This is a genomic window from Actinomadura rubrisoli (genome assembly GCF_004349215.1).
Lineage (GTDB): Bacteria > Actinomycetota > Actinomycetes > Streptosporangiales > Streptosporangiaceae > Spirillospora > Spirillospora rubrisoli.
In genome coordinates, this window is record NZ_SMKU01000009.1 from 48,531 (window position 1) to 74,682 (window position 26,152).

Below are 26,152 nucleotides of genomic sequence, written 5' to 3' on the forward strand. Positions count from 1 at the left end.
CGCGAGCGGACGTGGTCCGGGCCCGGGACGGCGCCTAGGGTGATCTTCCGGAGGTGCTCATGGCGGACGCGGTGGTCGTCGGCGCCGGGCCCAACGGGCTCGTCGCGGCCAACATGCTGGCCGACGCGGGCTGGGACGTGGAGGTCCTCGAAGCGCAGCCGGAGCCGGGCGGGGCCGTCCGCAGCGACCGGGGCGTGCATCCCGACTACGTCAGCGACCTGTGCAGCGCGTTCTACCCGCTCGGGGTGGCGTCGCCGGTCATGCGGGCCCTCGACCTCGAACGACACGGGCTGCGCTGGCGGCACGCGCCCGCCGTCCTCGCCCACCCGCTCCCGGACGGCCGCTGCGCCGTCCTGGAGCGCGACGCGCACGCCACCGCCGCCGGCCTGGACGCGTTCGGCGAGGGCGACGGCGAGGCGTGGCTGCGGCTGTACGGGCTGTGGGAGGAGATGGGCGAGGAGGTGCTGCGCGCCCTGTTCAGCCCGTTCCCGCCCGTCCGGGCCGCGGTGCCGCTGGCCGCCGCCGCGCGCCGCGCGGGCGGGCTGCGCGTCCTGCGGTCCCTGCTGATGCCGGTGCGCCGGCTGGGCGAGCAGGAGTTCGCCGGGCCGGGCGGGCCGATGCTGCTCGCCGGGTCCGCGCTGCACACCGACGTGTTCCCCGAGACGACGGCCGGGGCGGGGTTCGGCTGGCTGCTGGCGATGGTCGGGCAGCGGTACGGCTGGCCGGTGCCCGAGGGCGGGGCGGGTGAGCTGACCGCGGCGCTCGTCCGGCGGCTGGAGGCCAGGGGCGGGCGGGTCCGCTGCGGCACGCCCGTCGCCTCGGTGATCGTGCGGGGCGGGCGCGCGCTGGGCGTGCGCACCGCGTCCGGGGAGGCGGTGCGGGGCGCGAGGGCGGTGCTGGCGGACGTGTCGGCGCCCGCGCTCTACGGCGGCCTGGTCGGCTGGGACGACCTGCCCGGCTCCCTCCGCGCGGACATGCGGCGCTTCGACTGGGACCACGCGACGTTCAAGGTCGACTGGGCCCTGTCCGGCCCGATCCCCTGGTCGTCCCCGGAGGCGGCGCGGGCCGGGACGGTGCACCTGTCGCCCGGCATGGACGCGCTCACCGACTACAGCGCCCAGCTCGCCACCGGACGCGTCCCGTCCGAGCCGTTCGCGCTCCTCGGCCAGATGACGACCGCCGACCCCGCGCGGTCGCCCGCCGGGACCGAGTCGGTCTGGGCCTACACGCACGTCCCGCACCGCGTCGCCGCCGACGCCGGGCCCGACGGGATCACCGGCGTCTGGGACGAGCGGGAGCGGGCGGCCATGGCGGGACGGCTGGAGGCCGTCCTGGAGCGCCTGGCGCCCGGCTTCCGCGACCGCGTCGTCGAGCGGCGGGTCATCGCGCCCCCCGCGTTCCAGGAGCACAACGCCAACCTGCTGAACGGGGCGCTCAACGGCGGCACCGCGATGGCGCACCAGCAGCTCGTCTTCCGTCCCACGCCCGGTCTCGGGCGGGCGGAGACCCCCGTCGCCGGGCTGTACCTGGCCTCGGCGTCGGCGCATCCGGGCGGCGGCGTGCACGGCGGCTGCGGCGCCAACGCCGCTCGCGCCGCCCTGGCCCACGATGGCCCCGCCGGGCGCCGCCTGCTGACCCCGGGCCTGGCGGCCCTCCGTCGCCTGCTCACCTGACACCGATGTGCGGCGAAGCCGCTGGGGGTCTGGGGGTCCGCCCCCAGGAGTTGGACACCGATGTGCGGCGCGGGCCGGGCGGTCAGACGTTCTCGGTCAGGTTCAGGCCCGTCTCGGGCTCGAAGAGGTGGATGGCGTCCGGGTCGTACTGGAGGTCCAGCGGACGGCCCTCCCGGGCGCCCGACCTCGGGTCCAGGCGGGCGACGAGCTGGACGTGGCGGCGCGCGGTGTCGTGGCCCTGGAACGCGTCGGCGAGGTGCTCGGAGTCGATGGCGCCCTCGGCCTCCAGGTCGATGTAGGCGAACTTCTCGGCGCCGAGCGACTCCAGGATCTCCACGCGGCCGGTGAAGGCGAGGCCCGGGCCCGCCTCCGGCTCGCGCTGGTGCGCCAGGCCGGCGTCCTCGAACGCCTCCGGGCGGATGCCCAGGATCACGCGGGACGGGGCGCGGTGCGCCTCCAGGGCCCGCCGCATGCGGTCCGACAGCGGGATCGTGCCGAGGACGGTGTGCAGGCCGTCGCCCGCGATGTCGGCGGGCAGGAAGTTCATCGACGGCGACCCGATGAACCCCGCGACGAACAGGTTGTGCGGGTGGTCGTACAGCTCCTCCGGCGTCCCGACCTGCTGGACGACGCCGCGCAGCATCAGCACGATCCGGTCGCCGAGCGTCATCGCCTCCGTCTGGTCGTGGGTGACGTAGACGGTGGTGGTGCCGAGCTGGTTCTGCAGCCGCGAGATCATCGTGCGCATCTGGACGCGGAGCTTGGCGTCGAGGTTGGACAGCGGCTCGTCCATCAGGAACGCCTTCGGGCTGCGGACGATCGCGCGGCCCATCGCCACGCGCTGCCGCTGCCCGCCCGACAGGTGCGCGGGCCTGCGGTCCAGGAACTGCTCGATGCCCAGGATGTGCGCCACCTCCTCGATCTTGGAGGCGGCCTCGGCCCGGTCCACCCTGGCGAGCCTGAGCGGGAACCCGATGTTCTCCCTGACCGTCATGTGCGGGTACAGCGCGTACGACTGGAACACCATCGCGATGTCGCGCTCGCGCGGCGCCCTGTCGTTCACGCGCTCGCCGTCGATGAGCAGGTCGCCGTCGCTGATGTCCTCCAGCCCGGCGATCATGTTGAGGGTGGTGGACTTCCCGCACCCCGACGGCCCGACCAGGATGATGAACTCCCGGTCGGCGATCGTCAGGTCCAGGTCGCGGACGGCGGTGGTGCCGTCGGGGAACCGCTTGGTCACCCCGTCGAGGACGATCTCAGCCATCCCTGCCTTCTTTCACCCTGCCTTCTTTCACCCTGCCTTCTTTCACGGGGCCTTCTCTCGTGGGTCGCATCAGCCCTTCACGGCTCCGGAGGTCAGGCCGGCCACGATCCGGCGCTGGAAGAACAGGACGAACACCACGATCGGGATCGTGATGACGATGGCCGCCGCCGCGATCGATCCGGTCGGGTCCTCGAACTGCGAGCTGCCGGTGAAGAACGAGATGGTCGCCGGGGCCGTGCGGGCCCGGCTGGTGGACGTCAGCGAGATCGAGAACAGGAAGTCGTTCCAGCAGACGATGAACGCCAGGATCGCCGTGGTGACCACGCCGGGCATGGCGAGCGGCGCGATGACGAGGCGGAACGCCTGGAACGGCGTCGCGCCGTCCATCTTGGCGGCCTTCTCCAGATCCCATGGGATCTCCTTGAAGAACGTCGAGAGGGTGTAGATGGTCAGGGGCAGCGCGAAGGTGATGTACGGCAGGATCAGGCCGGGCCAGGTGTTGAACAGCCCGAGCCGCCGCTCGATCTGGAACAGCGGCGTGACCAGCGAGATCTGCGGGAACATCGCGATCAGCAGCGACAGGCCGAGCACCGCCGAGCGGCCGGGGAAGCTCAGCCGCGCCACCGCGTAGGCGGCCATCGTGCCGATCAGGATGGCGATGAGCGTGGAGATCACGCCGATGCCGATCGAGTTGACGAGCCCGCGCACGAAGTCGTCGTTGTCGAAGATGCCGCGGTAGTTCGACAGCGTCCACCGCGCGGGCCAGAACCGCCCGTCGGTGATCGTCCGCGGCGTCTTGAACGACAGCGCGGCGATCCACACGACCGGGACCAGCGCGTACAGCAGCACCAGGAGGTTGACGACGCTCCACCGGGCGATCCCGGCCGCGGCCCTGCCGGCCATCAGCGCCGCCCCGTCCCGTCCTCGCCGGGCGCGGACGTGCCGAGCACCTTGACGAAGACGAACGCGATGACGGCGACGGCCAGGAAGATCAGCACCGACATCGTCGAGCCGATCCCGAGGTTCAGCCCGCCGATCAGGTTGTGGTAGGCGATCACCGACACCGAGCCGGTGTTCTGCGCGCCCGCCGTCAGGACGTAGATGTCGTCGAAGATGCGGAACGCGTCCAGCATCCGGAACAGCAGCGCCGCGAGGATCGCGGGCTTCATCAGCGGCAGCGTCACGCGGGTGAAGCGCTGCCAGGCGGTGGCGCCGTCCATCGCGGCGGCCTTCAGCGCGTCCTCGGGGACGAGGGCGAGGCCCGCCATCAGCAGCAGCGCCATGAACGGGGTCGTCTTCCAGATCTCGGCGAGCACGATGATCCCGAGGGCCGGCCAGTGCTCGGTGAGCGGCGCCTCGCCCGCGGGGAGCAGCCGCGCGAGCCAGCCCGTCCCGGGCGTCCAGGCGTACTTCCAGCCGTAGGCGGCGGCGACCGTGACGATCCCGTACGGGATGAGCACCACGGTCCGGACGACCCCGCGGCCGACGATCGTCCGGTACATCACGATCGCGATCGCCATCCCGAGGACCAGCTCGGCCGCGACGCTGACGGCGGTGACCAGCAGCGTCACCCAGAACGCGTTCCACCAGAAGTCGCTGGTCAGGACGGTCCTGTAGTTCTCGAAGCCGATCCACGCCTTGCGGCCGGGGAAGCGCAGGTCATAGCGCTGGAGCGACAGCAGCACCGAGTACAGGATCGGCCAGCCCGTCACCGCCAGCATGACCAACCCGGCGGGCGCGCACAGCCACCAGCCGAGCCGGCGCTCGGAGCGCCGGTTCTCGCTCGGCCCCGCGTCCTTCGCGTCCGCCCTCGTGAGGCCTGCTCCCGCGCTCATGGCAGCACCCCCTTGCTCTCCAGCGCGTCGCCGATCAGGTCCCGCAGCGTCGCGAGGGTGCGCGGCGGGTCGATCGAGCCGGGCGGCGACAGCGTCACCGCGGTGATGGTGGAGACGTTCTGGTACGTCGGCGTCATCGGGCGCGGCACGGCCGTCTTCAGGGCGTCGAGGATGGTCTGCCGCATCGGGTACGCCTTCGCCATCCCGGCGGCGCCGTAGACCGACCCGATGGCGGGCGGCAGCCCGTCCTTGACGGCCGCGATCCGCTGGCTCTCCGGGTCGCGCAGGCACAGCGCGGCGTGGAACGAGGCGTCCGGCTTGGTGGAGTAGCGGCTGACCGCGTAGTTGCCGCCGCCGAGCGGCGCCCGGCCGGGACCGTCGATGCCGGGGTAGGGCGCCCACCGGAAGTGCGGGAGCATGCGGGGCCTGTTCTCGGCCATCGAGGCGTACACGAACGGCCAGTTGATCTCGTAGGCGCCGCGTCCGGACTCCACGGCCAGGCGGGCGTCGTCCTCGCGGGTGTTGGTCATGGACGGGTCGGCGGCCTTGGACCGGGCGAACCGCCGCATGGTCCGCAGGGCGTTCAGCGCGGGCGGCCCGAGGTCGACCCGCTCGCCGCCGGACGTGAGGATCCGGCCGCCGCCGGACGCGACGAGGCTGTTGAACCACACCACGATGCCCTCGTACTGGGCGCCGGTGACCTCGCCGTAGTGCGGCTTGCGGGCGGCGGCGAGCCGCGCCGAGGCGTCCATCAGCCCGGCCCAGGTGGCGGGCGGCTCGGGGATCAGGTCCGAGCGGTACCAGAGGAGCTGGACGTTGGCGTTGGAGGGCGCCGCGTACAGCCTGCCGTGCCACACGGCGGTGCCGAGCGGCCCGGGGAGCACGCCCTTGCGGGCCTCCCGCGCGTTCGCGCCGGTCCACTCCCGGATCCAGCCCGCCTCGGCCAGCTCGGCCGTCCAGGTGACGTCCAGGCCGAGGACGTCCAGCCCGGAGTCGGAGGCGGCGAGCCGGCGGACGAGCTGCTCGCGCTGGTCGTCGGCGGGGCGCGGCAGGATGTTCAGCACGATCCGGTACCGTCCCGCCGCCTTCCTGTTGCAGCGCGCGACGATCTCGGCGAGGTTCTGCTGCGGCGCGTTGTAGAGGTTGACGACCCGGGGCCCCGTGTCGCCGGAGCCGCACCCCGCCGCGAGGCCCCCGGCGAGCGCCGCCGCCCCCAGCGCGGCCGTCCAGCGGCGCGCCGTCACAGGCTGTGCTCCAGGTCGGCGAGGCTGCCCGTGCGGGTGTCGAACAGGCCGAGCCTGATGAGGTCGTCCCCGGCCACCGCGTGCAGGAGCCAGTCGCCCGCCACCCGCGCCCTCGCCTGGACCGACGGCGTGGTCAGCAGGTGGTAGCCGCGGGTGACGAGCTGCGCGGGCACCCCGGTCAGCTCGACGCCGAAGGGCCGCGCGACCGCCTGGACGCCGCCGAGGTCCACCACCATGCCGAGGTCGCGGTGCCGGTACGGGCGGGCGTCGCGGCCGTGCAGCGAGGCCGCGACGTTGTGGGCGGCGACCTTGGCCTGCCGGATGGCGTGCTGCGCGGTCGGCGGGCAGACCGCGCCGTCGCCCTTCGCGAGGTCCGGGACGGCGGCGGCGTCGCCCAGCGCGTACACCTCGGGGTGGCCGGCGAGCCGCAGGTCGGCGCCGACCACGAGCCGCCCGCGGTCGGCCGGCAGGTCGAGCGCCGCCACCACCGGGGACGGGGTGACGCCCGCCGTCCAGATCGCGGTGCGGCACGGCAGCGTCGACCCGTCGGTGAGCCGGACCCGGTCGGCGTCGAGCCGCTCGATGCTCGTCTTGAGGCGGATGTCGACGCCCCGGTGCGACAGCCGCCGCTGGGCGACCGCCCCCAGCCGCTCCCCCAGCTCGGGCAGCAGCTTCGGCGCGACGTCGATGAGCGTCCAGGACAGCAGGGCGGGGTCCAGGCGCGGGAACCGGCGCAACGCCTTGGTGGTGAGCAACTGGAGGTTCGCGCACGTCTCCACGCCCGAGTAGCCGCCGCCCACGACGAGGAACCCCAGCCGGGCCGCGCGCTCGGACGCGTCCATGCTGGCGCTGGCCAGCTCCAACTGCGCGATGACGTGGTCGCGCAGGTAGACGGCCTCGGCCAGGTTCTTCATGCCGTGGGCGTGCTCGCGCAGCCCGGGGATGTCCAGGCTGCGGGTGACGCTCCCGGCCGCCAGCACGAGCCGGTCGTAGCGGAGCGCGACCGTCCGGCCGTCGATCTTGGTGACCTCGACGGTGCGCTCCCCCAGGTCGGCGCCGGTCGCCTTGCCGGGGATGAGCTGCGTGCGGCGCAGCAGCCGGTGCAGCGGCCCCGCGATGGAGCGCGGGTCGAGCACGCCCCCCGCCACCTGGGGCAGCAGGGGCTGGTAGAGCGTATAGCCGAAGGGCGAGATCAGCACGATCTCGGCCTTGGCCGGCCGGAGCAGCCGCTCCAGCACGCGGGCGGTGTTGTAGCCGGCGAAACCGGCGCCCACGATCACGATGCGCGGTACGGGCACTGCGGGCTCCCTGGACACCCCTGGACGTCATGAAGTGATCAATTGACCACCCTACGTGACCAATGATCAAGAGGGAGGGACCAGGGGTGCCCGAAGCGCCGTTTCGTGCGGAGGGACGCCGGTGGACGGTTTACCGCCACGGGGTTTTCTGCGGCGCCATAACGTGCGACCTTGGCAGGACAGGCCCGGCGAACGGCCCCCTGCAGCCGTACGCCCCACGGGTCCGGAACCGGCACCGGAGCGTGAAGTATGCGGATTCGCGACATCCTGCGGCGGAAGGGAGACGCGGTGGCCACGGTGCGGCCCGAGGCCACCGTACGGCAGCTGCTCGCCGTCCTGGCCGAGCACAACATCGGGGCGGCGGTGGTGTCCCCCGACGGCACGTCCATCGCCGGCATCGTGTCCGAGCGCGACGTCGTGCGGCGGCTCCACGAGCACGGCGCGGCGCTGCTCGACCGGCCCGTCTCGGAGATCATGACGGTGGAGGTCCGCACCTGCGGGCCCGGCGAGGCCGTCGACGACCTGCGCCGCACCATGACCGAGCACCGGATCCGGCACCTGCCGGTGGTGGAGGACGCCCGGCTCGTCGGGATCGTCAGCATCGGCGACGTGGTCAAGAGCAACATCGACGAGCTGGTGAGCGAGCGCGAGCACCTGGTCGACTACATCCAGCGCGCCCCCTGACCGGCTGACCGGCTCCCGCTCCCGCCCGGCCGGCGGGAGCGGGGATCAGACGTAGGCGGGCAGGGGACGGGCGGCCGGCGCCGCCTGGACCTCCCGGTAGGCGAGCGCGAGCCGCTCGACCGCCGCGCGCAGCGTGTCGGGCGGCAGCACGTACGGCAGGCGGACGTAGTCCTCCAGCACGCCGTCCACGCCGAACACCGGGCCCGCCACCACGCGGACGCCGAACCGCTCGGACGCCTCCGCGAGCTGGGAGGCCACCGGCACGCCCAGCCGCACCCACAGCGACATGCCCCCGTCCGGCAGCCGGAAATCCCAGCCCGGCAGCCGCTCCCGCAGCGCGGCGGCGAGCGCGTCGCGGGCCCGCAGCAGGGTCCGCGCCCGCTCGGCCCTGACCTCCGCCACCCGCAGCAGCAGCTCGCGGACGATGAGCTGGTCGAGGACGGGGCTCGCCATGTCGAACGGCTCGCGGGCCAGCACCAGGCGGCGGGCCAGCGGCGCGGTCGTGCGGACCCAGCCGATGCGCAGCCCGCCCCACAGCAGCTTGGACGCCGACCCGATCGTCACCACCCGTCCCCCGGTGTCGAAGGCGGCCAGGGGAGGCTCGCGCGGGGCGTCCGGGTCGTGGGCCAGCTCGGCGAAGGTCTCGTCGGTGACGAGGAAGGCGTCGGCGCGCCGTCCGGCGTCGACCAGGGCGGCCCGCTCGGCGGCCGGCATGAGGAGGCCGGTCGGGTTGTGGAAGTCGGGGATCGTGTAGGCCATCCGGACGGCGGCCTGCCGCATGCTCCCCGCGATGAGCTCCAGGTCCCAGCCCTCGTTCACGCCGACCGGGACGAGCCGGGCGCCCCGGCGGCGCAGCGCGCCGAGGGCGTGCGGGTAGGTGGGGCGCTCGACCATGACGGCGTCCCCGGCCTCGACGAGCGTCTGCGCCAGCAGCGTGAAGGCGTGCTGCGCGCCGGTGGTGACCACGATCTGGTCGGGGCGGGTGGGGACGCCGCGCTCGGCGTACCCGGCGGCGATCACCTCGCGCAGGCAGGCCAGGCCCGCCGGCTCGTACCCGGGGCCGGAGCTGTAGCGGGGCAGCTCGTCGACGGCGGCGGCGACGGCCTCGTCGAAGATCGCGGGGGCGCCGGGGGTGGCGCAGCCGAGGTCGATGAACGCGGCGTCCTGCGGCGGCGCGTGGGCCATCCCGAACCGCCCGGCGGCGGCCGGGCCCGCGAACCGGGGCTCGGCCGACGACATCCGGACCGGGGGCAGCGCCGTCCAGCTTCCGGCGCCCTGCCGGCTCTCGACATAGCCCTCCGCGCGCAGCCGGTCGTAGGCGGCCGTCACGGTGGTGCGGCTGACGCCGAGCGCGGCGGCCAGGTCGCGCTCGGCGGGCAGCCGCGTCCGCAGGGCGAGCCTCCCGTCCAGGACGAGGGCGCGCACGGTGCGGGCCAGGGCGGCGTACACGGGCCGCTCGCGCGGGACGTCGCCCAGGAGCCGGGCCAGTTGGGTTCCACCGACATAGCGCGTACTCATGCATACCACTTTCGCATATTGGCCCTATGAAACCAAGCCACTTGTGCCCACACTGTCAGGGAGGATGGCCGATCCCTGGATGCGAGGAGCAATGTAATGGCCTTGATGGCGCGCCGTCTGGTGCAGCTGTACGCGGGATTGGCCTTGTACGGGCTGGGGATCGCCCTCCAGGTGGCCTCGACCCTCGGCAACGACCCGTGGGATGTGTTCCATCAGGGTCTGTCCCGCCGGTTCGGCCTGTCGATCGGCGTCTGGATCATCATCGCGGGCGCGGTGGTGATGCTCGCCTGGATCCCGCTGCGGCAGCGCCCCGGCCTCGGGACGATCAGCAACGTCGTGTTCGTGGGCGTCTTCGCCGACCTGTTCCTCTGGCTGCTGCCCGACCCCGGCTCGCTCGCGGTCCGCTGGACGTACCTGGTCTCGGCGATCGTGGTGGGCGCCTTTGCCACCGGCTGCTACATCGGCGCCGGCCTCGGCCCGGGCCCGCGCGACGGGCTGATGACGGGGCTGGCGGCGCGCGGGCACTCCGTCCGGGTCGTCCGGACGGGCATCGAGCTGGGGGTTCTGGCGGTCGGCTGGCTCCTCGGCGGCACGGTCGGCGTCGGAACGATCCTCTACGCGTTGGCGATCGGCCCGCTCACCCACGTCCTCCTTCCCGTCCTGCGGATCGGGGAGCCCGAGCCGGCACCGGCCGGCGGCCCGGCCCGAGAGCCCGAACACGCGAACGCCTGACCCCGGGCGGGGTCACGGCCTAGACGCGGAGGCGGACGACCTGCTCGGCCAGGACGGTGAGGAGCGGGGCCGCCTCGGCCTTCAGCTCCGCGAGCGTCCGCGGGCCGTCGGCGAGGCTGAACGCGGCGGTGAGGCCGAGCGCGTGAAGGTCGTCGAACGGGGCCGCGACGCCACCGGCCAGGGCGACGGCGGGGATGCCGCGCTCCTTGGCGAGGGCGGCGACGGCGGAGACGACCTTGCCGCCCGCGCTCTGCCCGTCCAGCCGCCCCTCGCCGGTGATCACCAGGTCGGCGCCGGCGAGGGCGGCCGGGAGCCGGACGGCCTCGGCCACCAGGGCGGCCCCGGCGGCGGGCTCGGCGCCGAGCACGCCGATCAGGCCCCCGCAGGTGCCGCCGGCCGCGCCGGCGCCGGGCAGGTCGTGGACGCGCACGCCCGCGTGGGCCGCCAGGACGTCGGCGAACGTGGTGAGCGCCGCGTCCAGCTCGCGCACCTGGGCGGGGGTCGCGCCCTTCTGCGGCCCGAACACCGCGGCGGCGCCGGACGGCCCCACCAGCGGGCTGGTCACGTCGCACGCCACCCGGAACCGGCTGGCCCGGACCTCGTCGGGAATGCCGGAGGTGTCGATCGCGGCGAGCCGGGCCAGGGCCGCGCCGCCCGGGGGGAGCTCGCCGCCGGCGGCGTCCAGGAAGCGGACGCCGAGCGCGCGCAGCAGCCCCGCGCCGCCGTCGGTGCCGGCGCTGCCGCCGACGCAGACCAGCACGTCGCGGGCACCGCGCCGCACCGCGTCCGCGATCAGCTCGCCGGTCCCGGTGGTGGTGGCGCCGAGCGGGTCGAGCGGGACGTCCTCGACCAGGGGCAGCCCGGACGCGGCGGCCAGCTCCACGACCGCGGAGCGCCCGTCGCCCGACAGGGCGTAGCGCGCCTTGACCGGGCGGCCCAGCGGATCGGCGGCGGCGACCTCGATCTCGTCGCCGCCCCGGGCGCTGAGGAAGCAGTCCAGCGTGCCCTCGCCGCCGTCGGCCATCGGCACCGCGACGACCTCGGCGGCGGGCGCCGCGCGGCGGACGCCGGCCGTCACGGCCGCGCACACGGCGGCGGCGGAGAGGCTGCCCTTGAACGAGTCGGGCGCGATGACGATGCGCATCGGGTCAGTGCTCCGCGGCCAGCGTCGCCAGGACGGCGGCGAATTCCTCGGGCAGGACCAGCGTGTCGCCCTCGTAGCGGGTCTCCAGCAAGGTCAGCTCGCCCGCGCGCCACCAGTACAGGTACGGGCTGAGCGAGCCGGGGCCCTCCTCGTAGGCGCGGTGGGCCTGCGCGATGAGCTCGTTGGCCGCCGCGACGGCGGTCCTGTAGCGGGCGCGGGGGGAGCTCTCGGAGATGCGCAGCGGGTGCGCGACGATCAGGCTGCGGTTCGGGGCGATGACCAGCGCGCCGTACGGGCCGATCGGCAGGTACTCCTCCAGCCACGCCAGGTGCGTCACGGCGTAGAACGTCCAGCCGTGCAGGACGCAGACGCGGACGCCGCCGAGGTCCTGCTCGTCCATCTGGAGCGGGCCGTCACCGCGCACGTTGGCGCGGCCGAGCATGAACAGCGCGTCGCCGGAGACCGGCCAGCCGTGCATCTCCTCGTTGGTGACCGTCCGGACCGTGGTGGGGGTGTCGACGACCACGACCTCGATCAGGCCGGGCGCGAAGGGCCGGGCCGCCAGGACGCCGTTGTCGGCCTCCGCGGGGTAGATGCGGGTGCGCAGCAGGTGCTGGGCGAGGTCGAAGTCGCTGAGGTCCAAGGGCTCCTCGACCGCGGTGACGATCGTGGTGACGTGGTCGGAGACCAGCGCCGGCCAGTCGTCGCGGGGCACAAGCCGCGCGAGCTGGGCGAGGTTGCGCATGCTGACGTGCAGGCGGTTGGCGCCCTCCAGGAGCATGATGTCGCCGGGGACGCGGCGGCATGAGTAGCCGAGGCTCTCGGCCACCAGTACCAGCAGCGAGTCGAGGGTCCCGTCGTCCCAGGGGTCGGGGCGGGCATGGCGGCCGCTCATCGCGCACCTCCCGGCGCTTCCAGGGTGAGTGCGCCGGCGTCCAGCAGGACGGGGGCGCCGAGCTCCAGCGTGCGCTGACGGGGACCGTGCCCGGCCGGGACGCCGGCCAGGATCGGGACTTGCAGGGGCCCGAGCCGGGCCGAGAACACCGCGTCGAGCTCCGCCGGGTCGCCGGACCGTTCCCACGAGCCGAGCGCGACGCCCGCCGCGCCGTCGAACCAGCCCGCCTGCAGCAGCTGGACGAGCATCCGGTCGATCCGGTAGGGCGCCTCCGCGACGTCCTCCAGGAACACGACGCGCCCCGCCGCGGGCGGCGGGGCGTAGGGGGTGCCCAACAGGGCGGTGAGCAGGGTGAGCGTGCCGCCGGTGAGCGGCCCCTCCGCCCGGCCGGACCGCAGCGCGCGGACGCCGGGCAGGACGGTCGCGCCGTCCCGGAACAGCGCCGCGCGCAGGCCGTCCAGCGTCTGGACGTCGTCGGGGCCGCCGCCGCCCGGCGCGGACGGGCCGAGGTCGGCGACCTTCCCGGCGGGCATGGGCCCGAACGAGGTGGTGACGCCCAGGCGCGCGCCGAACGCGACGTGCAGGGCGGTGATGTCGCTGGAGCCGTGCAGGATCTTGGGCCCGAACGCGGCGGGGCCGGTTGCGGCGGCCAGGGCCGTCCAGTCGAGGTGGTCGAGGACGCGCGTGGCGCCGTAGCCGCCCCGGGCGCAGATCACCGCGCGGACGCGGGGGTCGCACCAGGCGGCCTGGAGGTCGGCGGCACGGTCGGCGTCGCCGCCCGCGAGCCGCTGCCAGTCGTCCCGGACGGGGCCGGGGGCGCCGAGGTTGACACGGTCGAGGGCGTGCTCGCCGACCACCACGTCAAGCCCGAGGTCGCGCAGCACCGCGCAGCCCGCCTCCAGCCTGGCCGGCTCGGCGGGACCGCTGGGCGCGACGACCGCGACCCGGTCGCCGGGCCGCAATCCCCTGTAGCGCCGGAGCCGGAGACCGCTCGCCCCTCCGCCGGGCATACCGGCGGAGGGCGCGTCGGACGGCCCGTCGACCGCCTCCGCGCGGGTGCCCCCGCTCATCAACCCGATCCCTCCTCGCACCGCAACGGATAGAGCTTGTCAGGATCCGGACGCCAGCGGAAGGGGCGGCCGGTCACGACCCGCCAACAGATCATCTCGCGGTGCCGAGCGCGAGGCCGGCGAGCCGGGGCAGCGCCTCGCCGATCGGACCGCGCAGCACCGCGTCGGCCAGCCGGTCGTACGGGGTCTCCTGGGCGTTGACGATGACGAGCCGCGCGCCGTGCTCGACGGCCTCCAGGCACAGGCCGGCGGCGGGCTGGACGGTCAGCGACGTGCCCACCGCGAGGAACAGGTCGCAGGAGCGCGCGGCGGTGATCGCGGCGTCCAGGACGTCCTGCTCCAGGGCCTGGCCGAACGAGATCGTCGCCGACTTCTGGATGCCGCCGCACTCCGGGCAGGGCGGGTCGTCCTCGCCCGCGTCGACGCGGGCGAGGACCTCGGGCATGGGGGTGCGCAGGCCGCAGGCCAGGCACACCGCGTCCCGCATCGTGCCGTGGATTTCGATCACGGTCGCGGGGCCCGACCCGGCCCGCTGGTGCAGGCCGTCGATGTTCTGGGTGATCAGGGCGCGCAGCCGTCCCGCGCGCTCCAGTTCCACCAGGGCGGCGTGGCCGGCGTTCGGCTCGGCGTCCCAGGCGGGGTGGTCGCGGCGCGCCCGCCAGGCGCGGCGCCGGACGTCGGGGTCGGCCAGGTAGGAGCCGATCGTCGACATCGCCTCCGCGGAGGGGTCCTTGGTCCAGACGCCCTGCGGGCCCCGGTAGTCGGGGATGCCGCTGTCGGTGGAGATCCCGGCGCCGGTGAGGACCGTGATCGACTCGGCGCGCGGCAGGAGGCCGGCGAGCGTCTGGGGAGCGTCCATCCTCCAAGGCTAGAGGCGGATCGTCCCGGGTCGCTCCGAATTATCGGCGGTCCGGGCGGGGTATTGGACGGGCCGCGCGGAGCGTCACCGACCGGCCGCCCGCAAAAGGTGACAAACTTGTTCCCGTATGAGGTCGACGCCGCACATTCTCGTGGTCAACGGCACCAAGGTCCGCCGGCCGGTCTTCATCCTGGGGGCTCCCCACTCCGGTGCGGACCTGCTGGCGCGCGCGGTCAAGCGGTCCGCCGGCTTCCACCTGACCACCGGCCGCCCCGGCGTCCTGCGGGTCACCTACGCCTTCGCCCGGCGGCCGTCGATCGCCTCCGAGCGGGGCACGGGCGCGGCGCGCGTGCTGCGCGACGCCTTCGCCGAGACCTGGCAGATCTCCGCGCGGGCCTGCGCCGAGTGCCCGGCCGAGTGCCGCGAGCTGGCCGGCCTGCCGCCGGTGCCCGCCGGGCCGGACGGGCCGCCGGTCCCCGGGGACGCCGGGCCGTGCGTGCCGCCGGGCGGGATCGCGCGGTTCGCCGACGCCTCCCCCGACCTGATCTACAGCGCCGACGTGCTGCTGGACGCCTTCCCCGACGCCCAGCTCGTCCAGGTGATCCGAGACGGCCGGGACGCGGTCGCCGACATGCTGGCCGACGACCGCTGCCTGGCCTGGTTCAAGCCGGGCCTGGCCAACCTGGACACGGTGTTCCCCAACCCGTTCCTCGGCGTCGAGGACCACACCGACCGCAACCGCTGGCCGCGCGCGGCGCCCGCCGTCAAGTGCGCGCTGCGCTGGCGCGGCTCGGTGCGGCTCAGCGCGCGGCTCCACCGGCAGACGCCCGAGGAGCAGCTGCTGACCGTCCGGTACGAGGACCTCGTGGCCCGGCCGCGCCGGGTGGCGGCCGAGATGGCCGGGTTCCTGGACGCGACGATCTCCAAGACGGCCCTGTCGGGCCTGGTCAGGCCCGGCGCTCGCGGGCACGGCGACGACGATCACGGCGTCGGGTCCTGGCGCGGGCGCCTGTCGCCCCGGCAGATCGCCCAGGTCGAGAAGGTCGCCGGCACCGAGCTGCGCCGGCTCGGCTACCGGCTCGCCGCCGACGCCTGAGCGGCCTGGACGGCCTGCGCTGCCTGCCGCCGCGGGCCGAGCCAGCCGATGGCGACGCCCGCGGCGCCCAGCCCGACCAGCAGGACGGTGTAGCGGCCGGTCCCGGACCTCACGACGCGCCCGGGACTGATCGTCAAACGCACCCTGGCCTCCCTCGCTCCGCGGCTGTCCTCCACTCTGACGTCCGCAGGTGGCCGCCGGGTTGCCGCCGGGGAACGGCGCCCTCAATCCCGGGTAGGCGCGCCTCAGTCCCGGGTCAGCGCCGCGTCGGACCGCTCGTCGCCGTCCTGGCGGGCGAACTGCGTGCGGTACAGCTCGGCGTACAGGCCGCCCTGGAGGAGCAGCTCCTCGTGGCGGCCGCGCTCGGCCACCCGCCCGTCCTCGATCACCAGGATCTGGTCGGCCTCCCGGATGGTCGACAGCCGGTGGGCGATCACCAGGGACGTCCGGCCGGCGAGGGCCGTCCGCAGGGCCCGCTGGACGGCCGCCTCGGACTCGGAGTCCAGGTGCGCGGTCGCCTCGTCCAGGACGACCACCGACGGCGCCTTGAGCAGCAGCCGGGCGATGGCCAGTCGCTGCTTCTCGCCGCCCGACAGCCGGTAGCCGCGGTCGCCCACGACCGTGTCGAGGCCCTCCGGCATCGCGGCGATCAGCGGGCCGATCTGCGCGGCCTCCAGCGCGGCGCCGATCTCCTCGTCGGTGGCCTCGGGACGGGCATAGCGCATGTTCTCGCGGATCGTGTCGTGGAACAGGTGCGCGTCCTGGCTGACGACGCCGACCTCCGACCGCAGCGAGTCGAGCGTGAGGTCCCGGACGTCGGTCCCGCCGATGCGGACCGCGCCGCCGGACACGTCGTACAGGCGCGACACCAGGTGCGTGATCGTCGTCTTGCCCGCGCCGGACGGCCCGACGAGCGCCACGAGCTGCCCGGGCGCCGCGGCGAAGTCGACGTCGTGCAGCACCTCGCGGGCGGGCGCGGTGTCGGTGCGCGCGATCGACTCCAGCGAGGCCAGCGACACCTCCTCCGCCGACGGGTAGGCGAACCGGACGTGGTCGAACCGGACCGTCGGGGCCCGCCCCTTCGCGGCGCCCTTCTCCAGGTCGGCCTTCGGGCCCTCCGCCGCGGGCGCGGAGCCGTTGCCGGAGGTCTCCCGGACCTCGCCGAGCGCCCGGGCGCCCTCGCGGTCGCGGATCAGCGGCTTGAGGTCCAGCACCTCGAACACGCGGTCGAAGCTGACCAGCGCGGTCATCACGTCGATGTGGACGTTCGACAGCGCGGTGAGCGGCCCGTACATCCGGGTCAGGAGGGTGGCGAGGGCGACGAGCGTGCCGAGTTCGAGCGTGCCGCCGACGGCGAGGAAGCCGCCGACGCCGTAGACCATGGCCGTCGCGAGGGCCGCCACCAGCGTGAGCGCGGTGAAGAAGACCCGCCCGTACATCGCCGCGACGACGCCGATGTCGCGGACCCGCGCGGCCCGCTGGGAGAAGTTGTCCTCCTCTTCGGACGGGCGGCCGTACAGCTTGGCCAGCATCGCGCCCGCCACGTTGAACCGCTCGGTCATCAGCGAGCTCATCTCGGCGTCCAGCACCATCTGCTCGCGGCTGATCCGCGACAGCCGCCGGCCGACCCACTTGGCCGGCAGGATGAAGATCGGGAGCAGCAGGAGCGCGATCAGCGTGACCTGCCAGGACAGGACCATCATGGTGACCAGCACCAGGACCAGGCTGATCACGTTGGACACCACCGACGACAGGGTGGTGGTCAGGGCGCGCTGCGCGCCGATGACGTCGTTGTTGAGGCGGCTGACCAGCGAGCCGGTCTGCGCCCGCATGAAGAACGCGACGGGCTGGCGCTGGACGTGCCCGAACACCTGGGTGCGCAGGTCGTAGATCAGTCCCTCGCCGATGCGCGCCGAGTACCAGCGCTGCGCCAGCCCGAGCACCGCCTCCAGCAGCGCGAGCCCGGCGACGCCGACGGCGAGCCAGATCACCAGGCCCTGCCGGCCCGGCACGATGCCGCGGTCGATGATCGTCTTGAGCAGCAGCGGGTTGGCGACGACGGTCACCGCCGCGACCGTGTTCAGGGCGAGGAACAGCACCAGCTCGCGGACGTACGGCCGGGCGTAGCCGGCGATCCGCCGGACCGTGCCCGGCTTGAGCTTCTGCTGGGTGATCGAGTCGTCCCGGCGGAACGAGGCCATCATCTGCCAGCCGCCGTTCGGCATTCCCGGCATCCCCACAAGTGCCTCCGAGGGGTCGGCGTGCGGCCGCGGGAGCGGCGGCCGCGCACGTACGTAATCAAGTAAGCATCTCAGCTTCCGGCCGGGAGAACGCGCCGCCGTCCGTAGCGCTTCCCCGGTCCGCTCTTGGCGTAACTCCCCGCCGACGCTCGACCGGCGGCGCACCCGGCCGCCGGGGACGCCGCGTCCGATAGCGGGCGATCTTGTGGGCCCGTATGGACTTTCGCGCCGGCCGGGTAGTAGATGTGATCACCACATTCAGGCTCACACCCCCCAGGAGCCCCCAGTGAGAAGACGCTTCTCGCGAGGCGGCGCCGGCGTGATCACCCTCACGGCCGCGCTGCTCGCAACGACCGCACTCCCCGCGGGGGCGGCCGGGCAGACCAGGCCCGCGCGCCCCCCGGAGGCGGCCCCGAAGGTCACGGTGAAGGACGGCGAGACGCAGCCGGTCTTCTCCCGCGCCGACGCGGTCACCCAGACCGTCAACATCGAGACCACGGTGGACAGCGACCACGACGGCGTCAGGGACCGCGTCCGGATGCGGATCATGCGCCCGAAGGAGACCGACACCGCCGGGCTCAAGGTCCCGACGATCCTGGAGGCCAGCCCGTACTGGGCCGGCACCCACAACGTGCCCATGCACCCGGTCGACATCGACGACCCGCGGGCCCGGTCGCTGGCCAACGGCAAGCGCAACCTCGCCGAGATCTTCCCCGGCATCTACGACAACTACTTCCTGCCCCGCGGGTACGCCATCGCGAACCTCGACAGCATCGGGACGGGCGGATCCACCGGCTGCCCGACCTCGGGCGACCGCAGCGAGCAGGCGGGCGCCAAGGCCGCGGTGGACTGGCTGAACGGCCGCGCGAAGGGCTGGACCCCGGACGGGGCGCCGGTGAAGGCGGGCTGGTCGACGGGCAGCGTCGGCATGATCGGCCAGTCGTACAACGGGACGCTGCCCAACATGGCCGCCGCGACCGGGGTCAGGGGCCTGAAGGCCATCGTGCCGATCGCCGGGATCTCCAGCTGGTACGACTACTACCGCGCCAACGGCGGCGTGCTCGCGCCGGGCGGCTTCCAGGGCGAGGACCTGGACGTGCTGGCCAAGGTGGTGCTGACCCGCGAGAACCCCGAGGTGTGCAAGAAGGTCATCGACGACATCGAGGCCACCCAGGACCGCGAGACCGGCGACTACACCAGGATGTGGGCGCAGCGCGACTACGTCGGGCAGGCGGAGCGGGTGCGCGCCGCCGTCATGGTCGTCCACGGGCTGAACGACTGGAACGTCAAGGTCAAGAACTCCGTCCAGTGGTGGAACGCCCTCAAGGAGGCGGGGGTGCCGCGCAAGCTGTGGCTCCACCAGGCCAGCCACGCGACGCCGTTCCGCTGGCGCGTCGAGGAGTGGCTGCGCCAGATCCACCACTGGTTCGACCGCTACCTGTACGACATCCGCAACGGCATCGAGAAGGAGCCGCGGGTCGACATCGAGCGCGCCCCGGGGCGGTGGGAGACGGCCAGGGACTGGCCGGTCCCGGGCACCCGCACGGTTCCGCTCAGCCTGAACGCCGGCCGGTCCGGGCCGTCCGGGCAGCCCGGCACCCTCGACCTGAGGGCCCGCCGCGGCGCGCCGCAGACGTTCGTGGACGCGGGCAAGACGCGGACCGCCGAGCAGCTGCTGGCCAACCAGGACCAGGCCGACCCGAACCGGCTGGCCTACCTGACGCCTGAGCTGACCCGTCCCGTCCGCGTGAACGGCACGCCCGAGATCGCGCTCAGGGCGTCCCTGGACGGCCGGTCGCCGTACCTGACGGCGCTGCTGGTCGACTACGGCACCGACACCCGTCCCACCGGGCCGCGCACCGACACCGGCGTCCAGGTCTGCTACGGGCAGGGCGTCGAGGGCGACACCGGCTGCACGACCCGGCAGGCGCTGCTGACCGAGACCGCCCCCTACAAGATCATCACGCGGGGGTGGCTGGACGCGCGGAACCGGCACAGCCCGGCCCGCACCGAGCCGATCAAGCCCGGCGCGTCCTACGACTTCCGCTGGGACTTCGAGCCGACCGACTACGTCGTCAAGCCCGGCCACCGGCTCGGCGTGATCGTCCTGTCCACCGACTACGACTACACGCTGCGCTACCCGGCCGGCACCAAGGTCGCCCTCCAGCCCGGCACCAGCAGGGTCCTGCTGCCGCTGGCCCGCGGCGGCCGTGAGGCCCTGCGGTAACCGGACCCGTTCATTCGCGGTGGGTCGCCGTCATGGCGGGCGCCATGGCGGCGACCCGCCGCGAAGTACAGGGTTACTTTCCGAAGAGCTCGCGGAGGCGGCCGATCTGCTCGCGGCGCTCGGCGGCGCACTGCTCCTCAAGGGTGTTCTCGGGGGCCTGCCACAGCAGCCGCTTCGTGGCCACGGCCGCGCCGGGGTTCACCGCCAGCAGGGCGGTCACCAGGTCGGCGACGGCGGCGTCGAGGCCGTCGCGCGGCACCACGATCTCGGCCAGGCCGAGCCGGGCCGCCTCGTCGGCGAGGACGGTGCGGGCCGTCAGGCACAGCTCCAGGGCGCGCGGGACGCCGACGATCTCGACCAGCGGCTTGGTGCCGGTCAGGTCGGGGACCAGGCCGAGCGCCGGCTCCTTCATGCAGAACTTCGCGTCGTCGGCGGCCACCCGCAGGTCGCAGGCCAAGGCGAGCTGGAAGCCGCCGCCGATCGCGTGGCCGTGCACGGCCGCGATGGTGACGATGTCGGGGCGCCGCAGCCAGGTGTAGCCCTCCTGGAGCCCGGCGATGAAGCGGTCGGTCGCCTCGGCGTCGGCGCCGTCGGAGAAGCCCTCGCCGCCGCCGGAGAACATGCCGAGGTCGATGCCCGCCGAGAACGAGGGGCCCTCGCCCTTCAGGACGACGACGCGCACGTCGGACGGCAGGGACCTGCCGATGGCCGCCAGGCCCCGCCAGGTGGCGAACGTCATGGCGTTGCGGCGCTCGGGCCGGTTCAGCGTGACGGTCGCGACCGCGCCGTCCACGTCCAGCCGCAGCCCGGCCTCGGCCAGCTCGGCCTCGCCCGGGACCCTGACCGGTTCCGGTCGCCGCTCCACGCCCGCGTCCGTCATGACGCCCCCTCTCCGCTGTGACCGTCCGAAGACGCGCGGCCGGGGGCCGGCGCCACGGCGGCGAGGGGGTGCGCGAAAACGCGCGCCTGGGCCCGCCCCGCCGTCCACGGGGCGGAGCCCATCCTGCCCGCCGCCGCGACCGAACCTTACTCGGCCGGCCGCGGCGGAGGGTCAGGCGGTGCGCTCTTCCGGGGGTCGCCGTCCGTTAGGACTTCTTGCCCCGGGTCGCGCCGCCGCGACCGCGCAGGTTGACTCCGGACTCGGTCAGAATCCGGTGGATGAACCCATACGAGCGGCCGGTGGCGGCTGCCAGGGCGCGGATGCTCTCGCCGGAGTCGTACCTCTTCTTGAGGTCCGCCGCCAGCTTGTCGCGCTCGGCACCGGTCACGCGGGTGCCCTTCTTAAGGGTCTCGGCCACGAGTACCTCCCGTAGTGATGTGGTGACCGCTGCGTTATCCCCCGCCATGATCAGTCATTCCCGCGCGTTCGGCTACCCACTCGGCCAGAAAAGATCTGCGGAAGGCAGTCAGCAGGTCACGCAAGTGCCACCAGATCGGCAAACTCGTCACTCCAGATGTCTTCGACACCATCCGGCAGCAAAATCACTCTTTCCGGCCGGAGCGCGCTGACAGCACCCTCATCGTGGGTCACCAGGACGATGGCCCCGGCGAACGTGCGCAGCGCGCCCAGGATCTCCGCGCGGCTGGCCGGGTCCAGGTTGTTGGTGGGCTCGTCCAGCAGCAGGACGTTCGCGCTGGACACCACCAGCATCGCCAGCGCCAGCCGGGTCTTCTCGCCGCCCGACAGCACGCCCGCGGGCTTGTCGACGTCGTCGCCGGAGAACAGGAACGAGCCCAGGATCTTGCGGACCTCGACCGGCGCCAGGCCCGGCGCGGCCGACTGCATGTTCTCAAGGACGGAGCGCTCGACGTCCAGGGTCTCGTGCTCCTGCGCGTAGTAGCCGATCCGCAGGCCGTGACCGGCCACCACGGCGCCGGTGTCGGGCTTGTCGACCCCCGCCAGCATGCGGAGCAGGGTCGTCTTCCCCGCGCCGTTCAGGCCCAGCACGACGACGCGGCTGCCCCGGTCGATCGCCAGGTCCACGTCGGTGAAAATCTCCAAAGATCCGTACGATTTCGACAAACCCTCCGCGGTGAGGGGGGTCTTGCCGCACGGCGCCGGCTCCGGAAAGCGGATCTTGGCGACCTTGTCGGCCTGCCGCTCGCCCTCCACGCCCGCCAGCAGCTGCCGGGCCCGCCGGTCCATCTGCTGCGCCGCCTTGGCCTTGGTGGCCTTGGCGCGCATCTTGTCGGCCTGCGACAGCAGCGCGGACGCCTGGCGCTGGGCGTTGGCCGTCTCCCGCTTGCGGCGGCGCTCGTCGGTCTCGCGCTGGGCGAGGTACTTCTTCCAGCCGACGTTGTAGACGTCGATCACGCTGCGGTTGGCGTCCAGGTGGAACACCCGGTTGACGACCGCGTCCAGCAGCTCCACGTCGTGGCTGATGACCACGAGGCCGCCCTGGTGGGACTTCAGGAAGTCGCGCAGCCAGACGATCGAGTCGGCGTCCAGGTGGTTGGTCGGCTCGTCCAGCAGCAGGATGTCGGCGCTGGAGAACAGGATGCGCGCCAGCTCCACACGGCGCCGCTGGCCGCCCGACAGCGTCCCGAGCGGCTGGCTCATCACCCGGTCCGGCAGGCCCAGGCTGGAGGCGATCGAGGCCGCCTCCGCCTCGGCGGAGTAGCCGCCCAGCACGTGCAGCCGCTCCTCCAGCCGCCCGTACCGGCGCACGGCCTTGTCGCGCGCGGCGCCGGCCGAGGAGGCCATCGCGTCCTCGGCGGCGCGCAGCTCGCGGATGACCTCGTCCAGGCCGCGGGCCGACAGGATGCGGTCGCGGGCCAGCTCCTCCAGGTCGACGCCCCGCGGGTCCTGCGGGAGGTAGCCGACCGTGCCCGAGGACGTCACGCTGCCCTGGGCGGGCAGCGCCTCCCCGGCCAGCACCTTGGTCAGGGTGGTCTTCCCGGCGCCGTTGCGGCCCACGAAGCCCACCCGGTCGCCCGGGTTGACCCGGAACGAGGCGGTCTCGATCAGCAGCCGGGACCCGGCGCGCAGCTCGATGTCGTTAGCGATGATCACAGTGACAGGGCTCCCCTGACGGGACGGGTCGATGGACAGGCGCACGAAACAGCGCGCCACGCGGTCCTGTGACCGGGGGCGCGCTGGGCGGCCTGTCAGCTCGGGAGCGAAACCATCTGATCAGTGTACGTGACGCGAGGGCCGGTCCCGGCCATGCCCATCCGGCCCGAACGGATGTGTGAACGCCGGGGCGGGGGCCAGGATGGGGTTACGGGCATGCGGCGGACGACATCGGGGCCGGTCCGGCCCCGGCACGAAGGAGTGTGAGCCAGATGACCCACGTCACCAGCAACGCGCCGACCGGCACGCCCACCTGGCTGGACCTCGGGATACCCGACATCGAGCGCGCCAAGACCTTCTACGGGACGCTCTTCGGCTGGCAGTTCGAGGACGGCGGGCCCGAGACCGGCAACTACAACCTGTGCATGCTGCGCGGGGAGCCCGTCGCCGGGATGATGCAGCACGCCGACCCGCAGGCCACCGAGTTCTGGTGGAACCTCTACTTCGCCGCCGACGACTGCGACGGCGTCGTCAAGCGCGCCACCGACGCGGGCGGGGCGGTGGTCGAGACCCCCATGGACGTCATGGACCTCGGGCGCATGGCGATCCTCAAGGACCCGCAGGGCGGCCAGTTCGGCCTGTGGCAGGGCCGCGCCCACATCGGCTCCCGGTTCGTCAACGAGCCGGGCTCGCTGGTCTGGAACGACCTGATCACGCCCCGGGCCGACGAGGCCCGCGCGTTCTACACGGCGGTGTTCGAGTACGGGCTGGAGCCGGTCCCCGGGATGGACTACACCGCCCTGCGGCGCCCCGACGGCCAGTACATCGGCGGGATCAACGGCGAGCCGGACGCCCCCGCCCCGTCCTGGATCAGCTACTTCGACGTCGCGGACGCCGACGAGGCCGTCCGGCGGGTGCGGGCGGGCGGCGGCACGGTCGACGCGGAGCCGGCCGAAACCCCGTACGGCCGCATCGCGTCGGTCCGGGACCCGTTCGGCGTCCCCTTCCGCGTGATGAAGACCGCGCCCACCCCCGGGTCGTGACCCCCGAGCGCTGAACGGTCCGTCCGGGGCGCTGGAGCCGTTCCAGCGGCCCGGACGCGTCCAGCGGCGCGGACGGCGCCCGCCCGCCGTCGGCCGCCGTCAGCCCTGCCGCTCGGACGAGAGCCGCTGCGTGATCGTCTGCTGGAGCCGCTGGAGCCCGGAGGTGCCCACCATGCCGATCTGGCCCTCCAGGTCGCGGAGCATGACGTCCTCGTTCATCACGACCTCGGACGACTGCATCATCACCGTCCCCTGGCCGGTGAAGTCGAACTGGTGCTCCTCCCCCGAGGAGCCCCCCACACCGAAGATCATCCGGGCCGCGCCGAGGGCGCCGCGCATGTAGGAGTGATCGTAGTGGTGACATGGCGACGGGCAGTCGGCCCAGCCGAGGAGCGCCTGCGGGTCGACCCTGATCGGCGGCTCGACGAAGTGGACCGGGCCGTTGGACGCGGCCACGAACCGGCCCGTCCCGATCAGCGTCAGGAACCCCGGGATGATCGACTGCTTGAGCGACAGGCCCGGCTCGAACGCCAGCAGGTTCCCGGCGCGGACGGTGAGGTTGCCCTCGTCCAGGTCGAAGGAGTTGACGTCGAAGCCCCGGTCGGCGAGGACGAGCTTGCCCTGCCCCTGGGCGACGATCCAGTCGTGGGCGTACAGCGGGGAGTTGAAGGTGTGCGCGACCAGCGCGTCCAGCGGCCCCGCCGACAGCGCCTCGAACTTGATCTGCCCGTAGTAGGCGATCATCTTGCCCTTCTGCGCGAACCACTGGCCGTTGAGGTCCACGCTGAAGGCGTACGGGTTGACGTTGTCGTTGGACGGCAGCGTCACCGGGTTCCAGGTCTGCGTCCCGAACGTGCTCACGGTTCAGATCTTCCTCTCGCTGGCCTGGACGTAGACGACGCCGGTGCCGCTCAGCTCCAGCTGGAAGCCCTCGCCGGAGCCCCGCCCGATCAGCTCCCGCAGCCCGACCGCCGTGGTGAGCTTGTTCTGCACCTGGCCGCGGTGGGCCACGTACGCCTGCGGGTCGACGTGGACGGGCCGCTGCGGGGTGATCGGCAGCTCCATCACGCCGCCGTGCGACAGCAGCCCGCACGACCCCTTCCCGGCGAGGGTCGTGGTGAACAGCCCCTGCCCGGTCACCGCGCCGCGGATGACGCCGCGGACGCCGCCCTGCTCGCCCATGAACATCGTCCCGACCTGGAGGCTCGCGTCGTGCACCAGCAGCCGGTCGGCCTCGACGTAGAGGGTGTCGGCGCCGTCCAGGTCGACGACGGTGACGTGCAGCCCGCCGTGGCCGAACATGACGTTGCCCTGCCCGGTCACGTGCATCATCACGGTGCGCTCGCCGGCCACCGCCCGTCCGATCGTGCCGCCGACTCCCTGCCCGGCGGTGGCGGACGGGGCGAACGACACGGGCCCGGTGTAGGCGAGCATCGCGCCGCGCTTGCTGTAGACCTCCTGCCCGGCGCCGATCGGCACCTGGAGCATCTTGGGGTTGATGGACTGGTATCCCGGCATCAGATCTCCAGAATTCCGCCGCGCTCGGCCGGCTGGACGTAGACGAGGCCGTGGCCCTGGTAGCGGAACTGCACGCTCTCCCCCGAGCCCTGGCCGAGGACCGTCCGCCAGTTGACGTCGGTGACCACGTCCTGCTGGAGCTGCCCGTGGTGGCCGACGTAGGCGTGGGGGTCCACGCACAGCGGCGTCTGCGGGGTCACCTCCAGCGCGATCGCGGGCCCGTCGGACAGGATCGCGACCGTGCCGTGCCCGTCCACCTTGGTGGTGGCCAGGCCCTGGCCGGTGCCCATGCCGCGGAGCCCGATGAACTGGACCCCGGTCTGCAGGCCCCCGTCGAGGGCCAGCAGGCTCTCCGACTCCACGAAGAGGGTGTCGCCCGTGAGCTGGACGAGCGTGACCTCGGTCGCCTCGCTCGCCAGGTACACCGTCCCCTGCCCCGTCACCTCCATGAGGGTCATGCCCTCACCGGCGATCCTCCGTTTGAGGGCGCCTCGCAGCCCCTCGCCTCCGGTCATGCCCTGCCGCTTGAACGCCATCTGCCCCTCGTAGGCGACCATGGCGCCGTTCAGCGCCCTGATCGTCTCGCCGGCGAGATCGACGGCCAGCATCCTCGAGCCGTTCAATCGAAATTGCGCCACGAACGGAGAACATACCGCCACGATGGCCGGTCGTACCGGCGCGTTGCGGGTCCGTTGCCTCCGCGGATCGGAAAGGATGTCGCCATGTGGATCGCTCCCGAACGCCGCAGCCTCAGCCGGTGGGCCGTACCCGGGCTCGTCTTGGGGGCGGGGGTGGTGGT

Annotated in this window: 24 protein-coding genes; 6 read left to right on the plus strand and 18 right to left on the minus strand. The window is 73.6% G+C overall.

Features of this window, described 5'->3' with window-relative positions; genetic code table 11:
• Positions 1 to 59: 59 nt before the first annotated feature.
• Positions 60 to 1,673, plus strand: a complete 1,614-nt coding sequence (locus E1298_RS04195; protein WP_131889408.1) for a phytoene desaturase family protein — start codon at positions 60 to 62, stop codon at positions 1,671 to 1,673.
• Between the two features lie 82 nt (positions 1,674 to 1,755).
• Here the strand turns inward: E1298_RS04195 and E1298_RS04200 are convergent, their stop codons facing one another.
• The 5 genes from E1298_RS04200 to E1298_RS04220 all read right to left on the minus strand — a co-directional run bounded on the left by E1298_RS04200 (position 1,756) and on the right by E1298_RS04220 (position 7,314).
• Positions 1,756 to 2,937, minus strand: a complete 1,182-nt coding sequence (locus E1298_RS04200) for an ABC transporter ATP-binding protein (protein WP_131889409.1) — start codon at positions 2,935 to 2,937, stop codon at positions 1,756 to 1,758.
• A 69-nt stretch (positions 2,938 to 3,006) separates the two neighbouring features.
• Positions 3,007 to 3,840 carry a carbohydrate ABC transporter permease gene (locus E1298_RS04205; RefSeq protein WP_131889410.1) on the minus strand — a complete coding sequence of 278 codons (834 nt, stop codon included), beginning with the start codon at positions 3,838 to 3,840 and terminating at the stop codon, positions 3,007 to 3,009.
• Entirely contained in the window at positions 3,840 to 4,772 is a 933-nt protein-coding gene (locus E1298_RS04210) for a carbohydrate ABC transporter permease (protein WP_131889411.1), read from the minus strand. The genes E1298_RS04205 and E1298_RS04210 overlap by 1 nt, the downstream gene beginning before the upstream one ends.
• On the minus strand, positions 4,769 to 6,016 hold the full coding sequence (locus tag E1298_RS04215; protein WP_131889412.1) for an ABC transporter substrate-binding protein: 1,248 nt from the start codon (positions 6,014 to 6,016) through the stop codon (positions 4,769 to 4,771). Before E1298_RS04215 ends, E1298_RS04210 begins: the two co-directional genes overlap by 4 nt.
• Positions 6,013 to 7,314 (minus strand): NAD(P)/FAD-dependent oxidoreductase, encoded by a 1,302-nt coding sequence (locus E1298_RS04220; protein ID WP_131889413.1) that lies wholly within the window; start codon positions 7,312 to 7,314, stop codon positions 6,013 to 6,015. Before E1298_RS04220 ends, E1298_RS04215 begins: the two co-directional genes overlap by 4 nt.
• Before the next feature lie 249 nt (positions 7,315 to 7,563).
• Here E1298_RS04220 and E1298_RS04225 point away from each other — a divergent pair, with 249 nt between their 5' ends.
• Positions 7,564 to 7,998, plus strand: a complete 435-nt coding sequence (locus tag E1298_RS04225) for a CBS domain-containing protein (RefSeq protein ID WP_131889414.1) — start codon at positions 7,564 to 7,566, stop codon at positions 7,996 to 7,998.
• Between the two features lie 45 nt (positions 7,999 to 8,043).
• On the opposite strand, the gene yczR is transcribed toward E1298_RS04225, so the two are convergent.
• Positions 8,044 to 9,516 carry a MocR-like transcription factor YczR gene (gene yczR / locus E1298_RS04230; RefSeq protein ID WP_131889415.1) on the minus strand — a complete coding sequence of 491 codons (1,473 nt, stop codon included), beginning with the start codon at positions 9,514 to 9,516 and terminating at the stop codon, positions 8,044 to 8,046.
• A gap of 96 nt (positions 9,517 to 9,612) precedes the next feature.
• On the opposite strand from yczR, the gene yczE reads away from it, so the two are divergent.
• A complete protein-coding gene (yczE, locus tag E1298_RS04235) occupies positions 9,613 to 10,248 on the plus strand; it encodes a membrane protein YczE (protein WP_131889416.1) in 636 nt (211 codons plus the stop codon).
• A gap of 19 nt (positions 10,249 to 10,267) precedes the next feature.
• On the opposite strand, the gene E1298_RS04240 is transcribed toward yczE, so the two are convergent.
• From E1298_RS04240 to E1298_RS04255, 4 genes are all read right to left on the minus strand, one after another.
• Positions 10,268 to 11,392, minus strand: a complete 1,125-nt coding sequence (locus tag E1298_RS04240) for a glycerate kinase (protein WP_131889417.1) — start codon at positions 11,390 to 11,392, stop codon at positions 10,268 to 10,270.
• Positions 11,393 to 11,396: 4 nt separating this feature from the next.
• Positions 11,397 to 12,287 (minus strand): hypothetical protein, encoded by an 891-nt coding sequence (locus E1298_RS04245; RefSeq protein WP_131889418.1) that lies wholly within the window; start codon positions 12,285 to 12,287, stop codon positions 11,397 to 11,399.
• Positions 12,284 to 13,357, minus strand: coding sequence for a S66 peptidase family protein (locus tag E1298_RS04250; protein ID WP_243725373.1), 1,074 nt, complete (start codon positions 13,355 to 13,357; stop codon positions 12,284 to 12,286). Before E1298_RS04250 ends, E1298_RS04245 begins: the two co-directional genes overlap by 4 nt.
• A 91-nt stretch (positions 13,358 to 13,448) precedes the next feature.
• Positions 13,449 to 14,216: an SIR2 family NAD-dependent protein deacylase gene (locus E1298_RS04255; protein WP_131889419.1), complete on the minus strand. Its 768-nt coding sequence runs from the start codon at positions 14,214 to 14,216 to the stop codon at positions 13,449 to 13,451.
• A 127-nt stretch (positions 14,217 to 14,343) separates the two neighbouring features.
• Here E1298_RS04255 and E1298_RS04260 point away from each other — a divergent pair, with 127 nt between their 5' ends.
• Positions 14,344 to 15,312: a sulfotransferase family protein gene (locus tag E1298_RS04260; RefSeq protein ID WP_131889420.1), complete on the plus strand. Its 969-nt coding sequence runs from the start codon at positions 14,344 to 14,346 to the stop codon at positions 15,310 to 15,312.
• On the opposite strand, the gene E1298_RS47725 is transcribed toward E1298_RS04260, so the two are convergent.
• A complete protein-coding gene (locus tag E1298_RS47725) occupies positions 15,288 to 15,455 on the minus strand; it encodes a hypothetical protein (protein ID WP_165975293.1) in 168 nt (55 codons plus the stop codon). The genes E1298_RS04260 and E1298_RS47725 overlap by 25 nt on opposite strands.
• Positions 15,456 to 15,557: 102 nt before the next feature.
• Complete coding sequence (locus E1298_RS04265; RefSeq protein ID WP_424923063.1) at positions 15,558 to 17,546, minus strand: ABC transporter ATP-binding protein; 1,989 nt, start codon at positions 17,544 to 17,546, stop codon at positions 15,558 to 15,560.
• 292 nt (positions 17,547 to 17,838) lie between these two features.
• Between E1298_RS04265 and E1298_RS04270 the strand changes: the two genes are divergently transcribed.
• A complete protein-coding gene (locus tag E1298_RS04270; RefSeq protein ID WP_131889421.1) occupies positions 17,839 to 19,779 on the plus strand; it encodes a Xaa-Pro dipeptidyl-peptidase in 1,941 nt (646 codons plus the stop codon).
• 73 nt (positions 19,780 to 19,852) lie between these two features.
• On the opposite strand, the gene E1298_RS04275 is transcribed toward E1298_RS04270, so the two are convergent.
• The 3 genes from E1298_RS04275 to E1298_RS04285 all read right to left on the minus strand — a co-directional run bounded on the left by E1298_RS04275 (position 19,853) and on the right by E1298_RS04285 (position 22,792).
• Positions 19,853 to 20,659 carry an enoyl-CoA hydratase/isomerase family protein gene (locus E1298_RS04275; protein WP_131889422.1) on the minus strand — a complete coding sequence of 269 codons (807 nt, stop codon included), beginning with the start codon at positions 20,657 to 20,659 and terminating at the stop codon, positions 19,853 to 19,855.
• Between the two features lie 205 nt (positions 20,660 to 20,864).
• Positions 20,865 to 21,077, minus strand: coding sequence for a helix-turn-helix domain-containing protein (locus E1298_RS04280; protein ID WP_021596738.1), 213 nt, complete (start codon positions 21,075 to 21,077; stop codon positions 20,865 to 20,867).
• A gap of 116 nt (positions 21,078 to 21,193) precedes the next feature.
• Complete coding sequence (locus tag E1298_RS04285) at positions 21,194 to 22,792, minus strand: ABC-F family ATP-binding cassette domain-containing protein (RefSeq protein ID WP_131889423.1); 1,599 nt, start codon at positions 22,790 to 22,792, stop codon at positions 21,194 to 21,196.
• 272 nt (positions 22,793 to 23,064) lie between these two features.
• Between E1298_RS04285 and E1298_RS04290 the strand changes: the two genes are divergently transcribed.
• The gene (locus E1298_RS04290) at positions 23,065 to 23,835 is read left to right on the plus strand and encodes a VOC family protein (protein WP_131889424.1); all 771 of its coding nucleotides are present in this window, start codon (positions 23,065 to 23,067) and stop codon (positions 23,833 to 23,835) included.
• A gap of 99 nt (positions 23,836 to 23,934) precedes the next feature.
• On the opposite strand, the gene E1298_RS04295 is transcribed toward E1298_RS04290, so the two are convergent.
• Genes E1298_RS04295 through E1298_RS04305 form a run of 3 tightly spaced genes read right to left on the minus strand, consistent with a single transcriptional unit; the run spans position 23,935 to position 26,012 of the window.
• A complete protein-coding gene (locus E1298_RS04295) occupies positions 23,935 to 24,696 on the minus strand; it encodes an AIM24 family protein (RefSeq protein ID WP_207944426.1) in 762 nt (253 codons plus the stop codon).
• A 3-nt stretch (positions 24,697 to 24,699) separates the two neighbouring features.
• The gene (locus E1298_RS04300; protein ID WP_131889425.1) at positions 24,700 to 25,353 is read right to left on the minus strand and encodes an AIM24 family protein; all 654 of its coding nucleotides are present in this window, start codon (positions 25,351 to 25,353) and stop codon (positions 24,700 to 24,702) included.
• The gene (locus E1298_RS04305; protein WP_341770590.1) at positions 25,353 to 26,012 is read right to left on the minus strand and encodes an AIM24 family protein; all 660 of its coding nucleotides are present in this window, start codon (positions 26,010 to 26,012) and stop codon (positions 25,353 to 25,355) included. The genes E1298_RS04300 and E1298_RS04305 overlap by 1 nt, the downstream gene beginning before the upstream one ends.
• Between the last annotated feature and the right edge of the window lie 140 nt (positions 26,013 to 26,152).